Here is a 13,216-nt window from a genome sequence, read left to right as displayed (position 1 = left end):
CAAGAGAGAATCGTCGGACCGATGTAGCAGGCGGCGTATCGCTTGGAGGCCAATGCCCTAGTTTCGCCAGAACCGGTTGATTTCATCGCTGGCAGCGTTGTAAATGATCCAACTCTGTGTGTGCTTGATAAGAATGTTACGTCTTTCACCGAAGGAGACAGGGACTTCTTGTTGGCAGATTGCCTCCGAGATGGCCTATTCGGCTAGGTTGGTATCCAATATACCTCGTTTCCTACCTCCGTCAAACAGTGTTTGCATGATACCCTTCCCGATGTCGTAAAGGCGTGGGTGTGGCGTAGGATATTGTCAAGAATGTCCTATAAAATACACGTGTAGGTAATTCCATTATTGACAGCTCTCGATAGAGAATATATTTTTTTACTGTTTAAATAAATTTGTTCATGAAAACATTAATGCATATTCTTTTTTTATGTATTATAGGGGTTTCCATTGCCTCTTCTACGGCGTCTCTATCGATAGAGAACCTCGAAACTCAATGCTGGTCAGCCAATCCCAAAAGCATCTCGAAGTTCTGTACGCAATATCTACAACAAGAAGTAAATAAGAGGACGCTAAATGAATCTCGACTTGAGATGTTGCTAAATGACAAGGTGTTGGCAAAAATTTGTTACCTGTCTATTTTTTGTGATCGAATTTGCCCCAAAAGTCAATACACCATTCAAGCCTTGAAGGACAAGGGTTTTGTCAAATTCCTCCTGACCAATGATGATATCTTAAAAGGGTTGGCTTTTTCCGGCCAAGGTAATTTCATGACTCTGGATTTCATCCATCAAATCTGGAAACTTGAAAATCAAACACTTGACGGATCCAATTTAAAAATGGCTCTCGGTGCGGCATTATCCCTGTCATCCGAAGAACAGATTGAAGATAGAATGGTCAGATATCGATTTTATCAACAATCCCATTTAAAGGGGGAATTATTTTCACAGTTTGAAACATTACACCCATGGGAAATGTCCATCCTGTTTAGTTCTGGGCGTAACGTGGATGAACTTTCATGGGCACAAATGCATACAGCTAATAAAAAGAATTATACGGACCGAAATGCAGGTGACATCGCTTGTAGTTTCATTCCATATAGAATGAAAAATAAGGATGGGGTCAGTATACACGAAGGGAATAAATTTTATGATTTCAAGCCCCAGACTCTTCCTATATTAGTTGAATACGGTGGTGTCTGTGGAGCTGTTTCTACCTCAGCGTGCGGATTTATCGGAGCAAAGGGAATCCCTGCCTATACCGTCTCACAACCTGGACATTGTGCATTCGTCTGGAAAAGCACAGATGGCAACTGGAAGATCGGTAATAATATATATGGCTGGATTTGGACAGGAAATAGAAATCTCAGTCCATGGCCTGGACATCCTTACATGATCAGTGTTGTCTCTAAATTTCAGAGTCATAGCCAATTCGAACAATCCTGGTTATGTTATGAATTATCGCAATACGCTCGGAATGAACAGGATAAAAAGTTTTTACTAGATTGTGCAGTTAAGACAACCAAATGGAACTTGCCTGCATGGGAAGATTCTCTTCGCTTGATATCAAAAAAATTGGGGAAAAAAGAAAAAATAGCCCTAATTGGTGATATAGCAAAAAGCTTTAGGGATGAGCCGATCATCATGAGGAAGCTTGTCAATGACGGGTTAGGAATCCGACAGGGGAAATACGATGCTTTACAGTTAGCAGCATTAATGCTTGATTCCTCCACATCAAGAGACGCATCGGAAATGTACATGTTAACACTAGCTGAAGAAGCCAAAAAAGCTATTCCCTCATTGGCAGGAAAACTTGAATATAACGTAAAAACCAGAAAAAATTATTTCAAGAAATGGTCTGAAAATACTCAAGACAACAAATTTTCGGGTTCATCAAAAAAACAGATATGTAACTTCTTGGAAAAAGCTATTTCAGATTTACAAAAAAACCCGTCTATGACAGTAACCTTGATAGACGTTTATGTTGAGCAAATACTTCTATGGAAGGATTCCAAATATCAGGAAAGGGCAATATCCTTTCTGAAACGCGGAGTTCTGACAGCCGAGCATGCTGCTTCCGGTAAGGCTTTCTCAAATGCTGAAGAAAAACTAACCAGATCGCTAGGCAAATAGAACTTTGGATATTATTGTTTCAAATCGGAACACTTTAATTTTATCAATTCTTTTCATGAAATCATTACTATCGCTTGTCTTCTCTCTGTTTGTATGTGGCTCCTTTACAGTCCTTGGTCAAAGTATGCCCAATGCAGATCAAAACCAAAATTGCCCCGTCTTATATATTACCGACGGACTGATTTCCAAAGACGGTTCTATCTGGATTGTGGGTGAAAAATCCGGAATCTATCGAGGGTGGATCAGCGAAGATGGCAAGGAAAACTGGATGAACGCCAATTATTATGAAGGATGTCCTGAAACAGAAAATGTTTACTGTGTCGCAGAAGACAAGCAAGGACGCATTTGGATTGGGACTGGCGATCAGGGAGTATTTGTTTTTAACGGAGTATCCTGGAAGCAATACGACAGGGAAAGTGCTCTCCCGGGTGAGAGAATTTTTGATATTGTCGTTTCTCAGGAAACGGGACAGGTTGCCATAGCCACATCGGCAGGACTTGTCTTGTATAATCCTGAAGATGAGAAATGGTCTTACCTGTCCCGTGCGGAAGGTTTGATATCTGACCAGATTGAAGCGGCTTCTTTCGCCCAAGATGGAACTCTTTGGATCGCCTATGCCTGTGGTGGAGTTGCACAAGTGACCAAGGAAGGTCAGTACAAAGAGAAATCTCTCGTCCAGGCTCCTTGGTATCGAGATAAGGATCAGAAGTTAAGAAGCCCTGTCGAAGCTATGGGGGACGGGCTACCTTCAAATCTATGTAATTCCATTCTGTGTGGTCCAGGAGGATATGTTTGGGTGGCAACAGATACCGGTATAGCTTTATTTTCAAAAAGGCAAGGGTGGAAATTCATTCGTGGTGAGGATTACTGGGACAAAAATATGGGCATATCGGGACTCGTCCGAACCTCTCGGAAGCCTTTTCTATCGAGGAAGCTGCTCCCGGAAGATTACGTGACGTCAATGTCTCTGACATCCGATGGGTTATGGGTTGGTTTCAGAGATAGGGGAGCCGCCTTGGTAAAACCTAGTTCTCTTGATATCATTCGGCTTGCAGAATTTCCCAAAGAAGTCGTCACTCCCTGGGTAACAGGATTCATTCCTTTGCCTAATGGTTCCGTATACGCCATGACCTACGGCAACGGATTGATTAACATCTGTAAACCTAATCAAAAGACTCCATTAAGCAAGAATGGAGGAATGACTGGTGATATCAATCACCCTCAGCCTCCTCCTCCTCGGGAATGGGCTTCGTTGAAAAAGGAAGCCGATGAATTCCGTACAGACAACGGGGATCAAAATTCATCCTGTCCTGTCGTTTACTGGAAAGAAGATTGGGCGACAAAAGGATGGTGGTGTCACCGATATGGTAATTATCTGGGTATTTTATGCGGTGCCAACTTTGGATTTGGTTCACAGTCTTTCTCCCTATTTGATGGCAGTTCGGCGAAGGTAGGATGCCGTCTGGGAAATAACCGTCCTCATGAACGTGGAGTACAAACAGGACTGGGATGGATACATAACTCTGAAGACCCTAATTCGTTACATAATCCATTCAGGTGCACTAAATCATATGGCCTGTGGAGTGACGCCGGAGGAGGCAAATCCATTGATGGTCCAGATCTGTGGCTTGTGGTACAGGTTACGGAAGAGATCCCCTATGAGCTCACCATGTATTTTTATAACAATGAGGCGATGATTCTCCCCGAAATGGCAAGAAGGGATCTTCTGGTTGAAATCAGAAAGTACAAAAGTAAGATGCCAGACGAGATTTCTCTGGAATGCTACAGATTGGAAAAGGAAGATGGTTCCTGTGATCATTCTCTTGAACAGGAAACTGATCAGATTCTCAAGGAACCTGTGTTGGCCAGAACCAGAGTCAAAGACATTTCAGTTAACGGAGTTTACAAAACATTCCTTCTTAGGGGACCTGGTATGTACTATGTGAGAATAGCGAGGAATTATTCTCAAAGTGCAAGAATAAACGGAGTTTTCATTTCCCGGCTTCACAATAGTGGGCTACTCAGAAAATACTCAAAAGAAGATTTATTTCATGAATATCAAGGCATTGACCTATTCCCTCTAAAGAAGATACAGGAATTTTCACAAGAGGAGCACGAATTAGTCAATGCGTGGGATACCGTGAATAGAATAAGCCTAAATCCCTTAAATCTTGCTAAGGCACATCGTTGGTCTATAGATGCTTACCGAAGTCAGAACAAAAATTCTTTTCCATCTCAATTATCTTCATTAATGAGATGGAGCTTAAAATTATGGAATGAACGGGAAAGGGAATTATTTGACAAAACTCTTCTTCAATCTTGGTATAAATTACAAGAGTACAATGGAGGTGCCTTTTTAACGGAAGAGTATTTTCCGCAAAGCCCCAGAGTATTGCCTGTTACCGTGAAAGACCTTGAGGTTATGAATTATTTAAATCTCGAGTGGAAGGACTATTTTTCCAATAACCTCGTTGATGATACCAAAATCAAGGCACTCAGAGAGCGCCTGGAGAGTGTAACAGACGAAGAATTGGAACTTTGGAAAAATAATCCTCCAAAACTAGAAAACCATAGATAATATTATACACAATGAAAAAATATGCCTATATACTTGCCATTCTGATAACTTGTTCAACATCCTATGCTGGAACGATAGCCCCAGGAGCATCAGGAGGTGGAGCAATATCTGTTGGACCAAAAGGTAAAATCTTCTCCTATGTCCCTGCTTTTATAACGGGTAAAAATGGGCAAATAACCCCCGAAGAGCCAGCGAAAGCACATGATTGGTCGCTTTCTGGAACTCCGTTTTCCGGATCGGCAAATGCTGGAGGTCAATCATATACAGTCAAAACTGATGTTACAAAATTGGATCCTGAATCTATCATTAACAATCAAGGAACATTAACCTGTAAAGAAGCCTCAACTAATATTCAGGGTTCCTCTGTGGATTAATTGACCTCATATCATTCTTATGGAGGATTTCAACAGTCGTACATTACCATGTACGACTGTTGATTTATGTCTGCGATATAATCAAATATTTTATCTGGTAAAAGATATTCTGTCAAAAGAATAACAAGTTGCTAATTAGTTGATCTTGAAAAGCAAATAGATTTTTAATCATTCGGTAAGAAGATTAACTGTACAATATTGTGCGACACCGGTTTGGAATGGACGATTTCAGAAAGATTTCTCCATTCTGGAAATAGATCAATAATCTTCCATCCAGGTTTCCGATTTGCTGAATTCCTTATCGGCAAATAATTCTGCCAGTCCGGAAACCTGTTTCAGGCGCAACAATTCATCCTTGTCCATCCCTATATGATTCATGATCCACGCATCGGACATCCCTGCCTTGGCAAGTTCGGAAACAATATGGCTCATCAATTCTACGGAATGAGTACCTCGAGCTCTGTTATGGCGTATCGTAGAAGCCATACGTTCGGAAATGTCCTTATTAATGACGGAAACGGGAAGCAGCCCTTTTTCTCGCCGGTAGATTCTCTCCGAGGTTTTCATGACCAGATAACGATGATATCCGTCCACCAGTTCATACTGATCCCGGTCTTTCAGGTAATAGCATACGCAGGGCATGGTGTAGCCGTCCTCCCATATCGAGAGTTCCAATAGTTTCATTTCAGGCGGTGCCACGATATTGGGATTGTAGGTATTCGCCACAACCTTTTCTACCGGAACGGCAATAACTTGATAAACAGGGCTTACAAACGCTTTTTCCATTTTTCCAGGGATTTGTACTTTTCCATGATTTTCTCTCTCCTGTCTTTTTCTTCCTTGGTCGGAGAAAAACCCATATACTTGCACACGTGGTCATTCTTGATGATGCAAATGCACATTCGTTTGTACGTAGGAATTTCTTTGAACTCTGCAATATCAATGTCGTCAAGGTACTCCATTCTGACGGGTTTCTTATCCGTATGGTAGGCAGTTGAACGCCCCACCGTGAATTTTACTCCGGCATCTTTTAGCTTTCTAATCGTTGTCCGGCTCAGACATCCGCCACGTTTTTTCCAAAAACGCATGCTGACTTCCAGCTTCCTCAGATAATTACCACGTACTTTTTCAGGAAGCGTATCAAGAAGGAAATACATATACTGCTTCCAGGAGAACCCTTCGGGGCAAGTGATGGATTTCCACCCCATTGCCTTGGTTTTTCCGTAAATGCCTGCAAAATTCACGCCGTTGACCCGGCCAATCATTTTCCCCCACATATCCGGGTCAATGGCACGGTAAAGGGAGAGGGCGGAGATGGCTTGCGAGATAAACGGGCTTGCTACCCTTTGCCGATGGAGAGGAACTCCCGCCTGATAATAGAGATCGTACAACCGATTATAGTCCCAGCGGAATCTGCCATTGGCTATCCATACATCAGAAGTTTTCCAGTCATAAAGAGGATAGGCGTTATATATGTTGCAACCCAGTTTGTGAGTCCATTTATGGTCCTGGAAGCGCCTGTAATTCTTGCTGCTATGTATGGCTCTCCAGCGGTTGAAACTCTCCTGTGTGCGTATGCCTATCAGGGCACATACTCGATGACATTTTTTCCGGCTCTTCAGCCACGGAGCAAAAAGATACTGAAAATCATAGTCCCACAAATCATCCGAAAAAAAATCGAAATCATCCGCTTTCATGCAACCCTCCGGCATGTTGCGAACCCAAAGAGGCTGTTTGTTTTTCTCCCACGGCCTCCAATACGTCTGGAACATGGATGTGCAAGTAGAAACCTTGAACGGCACGCAGCAATGATAGACATCAAGGATATCTCTGTTTTTTTCCAAGGTCCTGAGCACATAATCCGTCGTTTGACGATACTGTACCTCATAATCCATATGAAAGACGCCAAGTTTTCGTCCCGGTACATTGCGGCGAATATAATCAATGCAAAGATTCAGCAACAAACCACTATCCTTGCCTCCGGAAAAAGAAACATACACATAATCGAAATGGTCGAAGATTACTTTCAACCTGCCTTGGACTGCTTCATAAACATTCGGTTGCCGGGTCATTACGCTTTCAATAACCTGCGATATTCCATCTTGTCGTAATTCTTCAATTCGACAACGGACAGAAAATAGAGATTGCGAAAAATTTCCACATGCCGCTTGAATACCATTGCCGCCAAAGTCCCCGAAGAACCAAAGTCGCATACTGTTTTTTCCACCAACCCGGTGATTATATTACTATCGTCGCCTCTTATGTAATAATTATCAATAAGCATGCCGGCAGAACCCTTTTTTAACGGCATAAAGCCAACGACGGAATCATCACTTACCGCTATATACCATACATGTTGCTGGGATGTTTTAAACGGATAACCATTATTCTGTCTGATAACGGCAGGGTTCATGGCCAGAGGTGCAACAAGATCATACAGAAGTTTATCTTTTCCATTCAATCGTATTATGTCCATAATCATTTATCTGCGTTACACTCATAAATATTCCTGTCTGGTTGATTGACTCGGCACAACCATGCAGGAAATGACAAAGTCTGTTAAACTCATTCATCGAACAACCGGATCAATATTAATCATCCGACCAGTTTATATAAACGATTTGATATGATTACAGCTTTATCCGCCTTAACTCCTTTCTATAACACTTGGAGAGGTTGCGCCACTCCCGGTCTCTCGAGTACATCCGAAGTATGAGGGAAAATCTGGATAATTGCAATAATATTAAAAATATTAGTTCTAAATCAAACACTTGTATATCTAACAAATATAGCAAAAAATCCGTGGGTTGCTTACCAAATCCTGCCACAACCTTGACCCGATCTATGCCATGTTGAGAGTTGATTGTAAATCACATAAATTGGAGTTAGATGCTTGATAGCTGCTTTTCATCTTTTATGCAAAGGCGGTATTTGCCCACCCGTAGAGTATTCCACTTGAATCAAATCCTGGCTGGTTTCAGAATGAATGAACAGTGGTCAACATGTTTGAATAAATCCTTCAACTGGTTCAGTTGTCCCACAAGTATGATATACTATCGCAACGAAACATGCTTTGGGAAGAGTCTGAAATATGGACAGCATGCGAAATTACTGCTTCAGATTATCCTGATGGATGACTGTCTAAGTTTTGCAGCCAATATGAAACATCGGGTAGGTCGAAAGCCCGAGACTGAATTTATTCAGGTATCCGATTCATTTTTTCGAATAAACAAGAGTTAAAAAGAAGCCATCCTAACGGCAGGCTTCTGAATAACCACTTCCTCTCACTTCTTACACCACCCGGAACATTCCTTTCTGTACTGACACCAGGAACATTGCATCCCAGGCTGGGGATAGAAACGCTCGGTGGTGATGCCTTCGTAGGCGATCCTGTACAGGTCGGCGATGCGCCGCTTGCGCTGTTCGTCAGCTGGGGGAGTCTTGACCCGGATCACCTGAGGGGTCTTCGTCTTGACCAGGTAGATCAGATCCAGCGACGGAGGCGTGTCTCCCGTGGCTTCTTCGATCATCATCTGGTAGGTGACCAGTTGAAGCTCGTGATCAAAGGCGGCATGCCCGTTGTCAGGTTTGGCGGAAGTGGATTTGTAGTCCACTGCCGTCAGATCGTGCTGGACGAGATCGATGACGCCTCGCACGGGAACCGACAAGCCGGGGATGGTAGCCGATAAACCGACTTCCACTCCCAGGGGCATCTGTGAAGCAACCTCGCCGGAGGTCATGTAGGCCTTGACCGTGTTCCAGGCGCAGGAACGTACCTTCTGTCTCGTTTCTTCGTCGGCGTAGTTCACCGGGCCTTCCGTCTTCTCCAGCTCCAGAAAGTGGGCGGAGAAGGCTTCTTCCATGGCCGTCTCACTACTGTCCTCTCCCCGCCATCGGGCGAGGTTGAAGGACTGGAGTGTGGTATGGATAGCCTTGCCGACATGTAGAGCGACCGTCGTCGGTTTCCGTATCTGCACTACCCTCTCGAAAAAGAAGCGCAGGGAACACGACAGATACGATTTGACCGAGGAGGGAGACAGGTAGTCCGGGCGTACGGCAGAGGGAGAAGAAGCCTCCGAAGGAACCTTCTTCACCAATGCGATAGCCGGGTGCAGGGAGGATGAACGTATGGAGCGGGGTACGGGAGCGATCATGGTCAGTACGGGTTGGAGTTACCGGCATAGGCCGTAGCGGGACGGCGGGTGTAGTTGTTCCTGCCTGATGCCGAACGTTTGGATGAAGAACCGGAGCGGTTCATCAGTTCATCGATCAGCCCGGAAGCTTCCATGCGGTTGAGCATGGCAACGGACTTGTTGAATCTCCGGGTAGCCAGTTCGTTCAGGGCAGAATCATCCAGCCCGGATTTTCCGGCCAGTTCCAGGATGAGAGACTGTTGCTTCTCCGAGCACTTCCATGCAGGAACAGTTGCAATAGAGCTCTCAGGAACGCTTGCAGGAGGTGTTTGCCTCACGGATGATGTGGATATCATCTGTGAGCAGGAAGCCCCAAGGGCAGGCCTTTGCGTGACCTGTGAGCCGTAATGTTCGTCAGGAACAAATCCTACCTGTTGGATCTGGGCATCGACGGCGGCCTGAAGGGAACCATAGAGCCGTTCTGTCTCGAATGGCAACTCTGATGTGTTGCTGATTTCGGTTTCGATGGATACCTCGAACTGGTGGGACGAATACCCCGGCAGTCCGAGGCGTTTGCTATAGTTGGCGATGAGTTTGATAGCCATGGTGGTGGTTCTTTCGTTGTTGATGGGTGGATGCAGTAAAGCCGCCATGCCCGGTATGGGACCATGACGGCTTTGTGAAGGATGACAGGCAGGTAAATCCCTGTGTCTGGTATATATGACGGTAGGGGAGGTGTTATTTCAGATGAGAATGTTTCTAATCTCTCGCTCTGTAATATCATTTTCCTTCGTCGATATATTTGTCATGAGTATATTGAGGTTCTTTGTTTGCAGAGACATGGAAAATTTTGGGGAATTAGGAGTATAAATAGGAGCGCATTTCTTTTCTACATTGACATTTTGTATCAAATGATTATAAAGGAGAAGTTATGGCTTTTGCATTCAGAATCAATAGTGAAGTTCTATTCTATCGTGAAGCAATAAAACAATATGAACTATATTTAAAATTATTAGAATCAAAGGCTATTCACGATTTAGATGATGATGGTTTAGATTTCACTCATGAAGAACAATTGCCATCACTATTTATAGGGATTAAGGCGGCAACATTATCAGTCATCCTTTTAGCATTATCCATTGAATCGGCATTAAATCTTTGCTTAATTCGTTTAGGGAAATCATCTAATAAAAATTTGAACAAGCACTATTACAATAAGATAAATATTGTAAATGACTTCTTAACAGAAAAAATAGAAGATGATCTAAAAGAAAAAATAATTTGTTTATTTAAAATTAGAAATAAATTCGTTCATTATAAAGATGATGTAACGTATACGGGTTCATCTCCAGAAATATTAAGCATTTTTTATTATCATAAAATGGAAAGTTATTTTCATACAGCAAAGAGTTTTTTCAAAAAAATATCTCCAATTCTAGATGATCTCTCTAATCCAATAAGTGTTTCTGCTAAGGAAGTAGAATCCGAAGAATTATACTGTGAAAATGATTGGTTAACATTTAAAGAAAAATTATGGTATGTATGCAAGCATCCTTATTGGTATGTAGAGCATAGGATTCCAGAAAAAATAAAATATTGGAAAATTAAACATAATTTTTAATACTTGAATTCCTTCAACGCAATATATCTTTGCTCAATAGGTCCTAAAGGATAGCCGTGGCATATGTCGTCTATGCACCTGTCTGCCTTTTCGGTACTACTTGGTCCTTTCATAATGGCCTCCTTTCTATGAGTTGTTCTGCACTATACTGTAATCTCTATCATAGGATCAGAGAGATCAGGATCTGTCTAGCCGTCCAACAGAAGTTTATTTGAACTCTTTAAGATCTGTGATTCCTGATACATGAGCCCTGCTGTAATGCGCTGAAAGCCGTAACGCCAAGAGCTTGTCGTTGCGTCATTATACCCTTGCAGGTATGCCTCCAGAAGGTCGGCTCCATTTTCTGTAAGAATCCTCCCGGCTTCCCATTTCTGAGAATATACATATGATCATCGTTAGGCCGCTGTCGAAAACGTGCATACGGTGGCGTCAACCTTTCATCATCAGGCCTGTCTACGAATATTTTTTCTCAAGTTCAGGACTCATGCGAGATAGGAACGCTACCGGGAATCCGGTAGTGTACGGTACTTCTGGCTCCTTCTCGGCAGATACTTCGACAGTATCTGCTGGCTTCGACTCTTCATTTAACGCATGAAGTAACCGGCTATCATATCATAGCATCAAGTGCAATATATGTACTAGCAAGAGAGAGCAAGATACACAGTACCCATACCATCACCTTGGCACTCCGGGGCCACGGTCGTTTATTCTTCATAATTTTCTTTCAGGGTTAATAGCTCAAGGCGTACCTTGATGACCCGAATCAGGAACAACTATGTATTGATGTCAGGCTATTGGAATATGGGCGCAATCCTAGGAAAGCAAAACACCGAGTAGAAACAAAACACGGAACGAGCCGGCCAATGACATATCTTTGAGCTTTGTTTTCATAATGGTCCCCTTTCTTTGAGTTGTTCTGAAAAGCAACATCCTGGTACAGAGGCTCTGTACCAGGGTGTTGGATGGTTAATATCCCACAGATTTCAGATACTCGACCGTATCGTCCGCATCCAGGATGTCTTTGATAAACTCCTCATCCTGTGTCTTAGGAGGAGGAAAATCCTTCGGATGCTTGGTCCTTTGGTCTTTTAGAGTATCTGCAAGCATCGCCGCCACGGGCACGCAACTTGGATTCGGTATCGGCCATGTGGTATGACTCTCTGCGTCCCTACGCATACATTCTTTGCATGGAGGAACATACGCAAATGCAAGAAACGTCACAAAGCTGAATACGATACCCAGCACCCACACCGTCATCTTTGCACTCCGGGACCAAGGTTGTTTGATTGGTTTGTCTTTCATAATAAAGAATCTCCTTCCTTAAATATACATGACAACCAGCAAGAGGATATTTCATCAAAGACAGCTTAAAGGAGTTATTCCAACGCTACTTTCTGGATACCGATTCCTGTAGTAACTTCTCGCAATTTGCGTTTTTATATCTAATAGCTTTCATAAGAGCCGTTTCCCCATCCTTATCCTTCACGGTTATGTCTGCCCCGGCTGCTAACAATACTTTCATGCAGTCCGCATGACCAAGAGCAGCAGCTATCATGAGCGCCGTTTCCCTATCCTTAGTCTTCGCGTTCGCATCTGCGCCAACTTCCAGCAGTACTTTTACTCTTTCAACATGCCCATCCTCAGTAGCATCCATGAGAGCCGTCCAACCCTCCTTATTCTTTGCGTTCACATTCGCCCCGGCAGATATCAGTATCTTCACACAGTCAGAATCAGCCATCCAGAGAGCCGTCATTCCATTTTTGTCCTTAGCGTTAACATCCGCTCCGGCATCTATCAATGTTTTCACACTTTCAGAATCCTTCTTACGAACTGCTATCATAAGAGCTGTTCGCTCCTTTTTGGCTTTCACATTCACATTCGCTCCAGCTTTCAGCAATGCTTTTACACAATCCGTATTGTCCTCACCAACAGCAAACATCAACGCCGTATACCCCTTCTTATCTTCTTTCGCATTGATATCCGCTCCGGCAGCTATCAATGCTTTTACGCAGTCCGTATGCCCCTTAAGAACAGCTACCATAAGAGCTGTACTACCATCCTTATCTTCTTTCGCATTGATATCCGCTCCGGCGGCTATCAATGCTTTCACGCAGTCCGCATGCCCAAGAGCAGCAGCCCACATGAGGGCAGTTATCCCTCCTTGCCCTTTCGCATCTACACGTGCTCCGTCTTTGATCAGTTCCGTCACCCAATCAACGTTCCCCTCTTTGACAGCCTTCATAAGAACCGTATTCCCATTCGAATCTCTTTTATTGGCTTCGGGGTTATCGGTTTTTCCACATGAGGAAAGGAGTACTGCGGAAATCAGCGCAAGAGCGACAACGTGACCTATTTGATATATCTTCGATTTCATATGT

General features: G+C 43.4%; 11 protein-coding genes. 4 read left to right on the top strand and 7 right to left on the bottom strand.

Translation table 11 applies throughout. The annotated features are described in order from the left end of the window. Positions 1-401: 401 nt before the first annotated feature. The 3 genes from QET93_RS04370 to QET93_RS04360 are packed head-to-tail and all read left to right on the top strand — an operon-like array spanning position 402 to position 5,084. Positions 402-2,132, top strand: a complete 1,731-nt coding sequence (locus QET93_RS04370) for a hypothetical protein (RefSeq protein WP_280132696.1) — start codon at positions 402-404, stop codon at positions 2,130-2,132. 55 nt (positions 2,133-2,187) lie between these two features. After that, the gene (locus QET93_RS04365) at positions 2,188-4,710 is read left to right on the top strand and encodes a two-component regulator propeller domain-containing protein (protein ID WP_280132695.1); all 2,523 of its coding nucleotides are present in this window, start codon (positions 2,188-2,190) and stop codon (positions 4,708-4,710) included. A gap of 11 nt (positions 4,711-4,721) precedes the next feature. Beyond that, positions 4,722-5,084 carry a hypothetical protein gene (locus QET93_RS04360; protein WP_280132694.1) on the top strand — a complete coding sequence of 121 codons (363 nt, stop codon included), beginning with the start codon at positions 4,722-4,724 and terminating at the stop codon, positions 5,082-5,084. A 258-nt stretch (positions 5,085-5,342) separates the two neighbouring features. Here the strand turns inward: QET93_RS04360 and QET93_RS04355 are convergent, their stop codons facing one another. The 5 genes from QET93_RS04355 to QET93_RS04335 all read right to left on the bottom strand — a co-directional run bounded on the left by QET93_RS04355 (position 5,343) and on the right by QET93_RS04335 (position 9,870). Beyond that, entirely contained in the window at positions 5,343-5,870 is a 528-nt protein-coding gene (locus QET93_RS04355; protein ID WP_280132693.1) for a ParB/RepB/Spo0J family partition protein, read from the bottom strand. After that, complete coding sequence (locus QET93_RS04350) at positions 5,852-7,156, bottom strand: DUF3440 domain-containing protein (RefSeq protein ID WP_280132692.1); 1,305 nt, start codon at positions 7,154-7,156, stop codon at positions 5,852-5,854. Before QET93_RS04350 ends, QET93_RS04355 begins: the two co-directional genes overlap by 19 nt. Then, on the bottom strand, positions 7,156-7,560 hold the full coding sequence (locus QET93_RS04345; protein WP_280132691.1) for a hypothetical protein: 405 nt from the start codon (positions 7,558-7,560) through the stop codon (positions 7,156-7,158). Before QET93_RS04345 ends, QET93_RS04350 begins: the two co-directional genes overlap by 1 nt. Before the next feature lie 808 nt (positions 7,561-8,368). Further along, on the bottom strand, positions 8,369-9,238 hold the full coding sequence (locus QET93_RS04340; protein ID WP_280132690.1) for a PD-(D/E)XK nuclease family protein: 870 nt from the start codon (positions 9,236-9,238) through the stop codon (positions 8,369-8,371). A gap of 2 nt (positions 9,239-9,240) precedes the next feature. Further along, on the bottom strand, positions 9,241-9,870 hold the full coding sequence (locus QET93_RS04335) for a hypothetical protein (RefSeq protein ID WP_280132689.1): 630 nt from the start codon (positions 9,868-9,870) through the stop codon (positions 9,241-9,243). A gap of 278 nt (positions 9,871-10,148) precedes the next feature. Between QET93_RS04335 and QET93_RS04330 the strand changes: the two genes are divergently transcribed. After that, complete coding sequence (locus QET93_RS04330; RefSeq protein ID WP_280132688.1) at positions 10,149-10,838, top strand: hypothetical protein; 690 nt, start codon at positions 10,149-10,151, stop codon at positions 10,836-10,838. Positions 10,839-11,804: 966 nt separating this feature from the next. Here the strand turns inward: QET93_RS04330 and QET93_RS04325 are convergent. Together QET93_RS04325 and QET93_RS04320 are read right to left on the bottom strand one after the other, a co-directional pair. Beyond that, a complete protein-coding gene (locus QET93_RS04325; RefSeq protein ID WP_280132687.1) occupies positions 11,805-12,140 on the bottom strand; it encodes a hypothetical protein in 336 nt (111 codons plus the stop codon). A gap of 85 nt (positions 12,141-12,225) precedes the next feature. Then, a complete protein-coding gene (locus QET93_RS04320) occupies positions 12,226-13,212 on the bottom strand; it encodes an ankyrin repeat domain-containing protein (RefSeq protein ID WP_280132686.1) in 987 nt (328 codons plus the stop codon). Positions 13,213-13,216 lie beyond the last annotated feature (4 nt).

Origin of the sequence: Akkermansia sp. N21116 (genome assembly GCF_029854705.2) — a bacterium.
GTDB lineage: Bacteria > Verrucomicrobiota > Verrucomicrobiia > Verrucomicrobiales > Akkermansiaceae > Akkermansia.
This window is presented reverse-complemented; position numbering and strand designations above follow the sequence as displayed.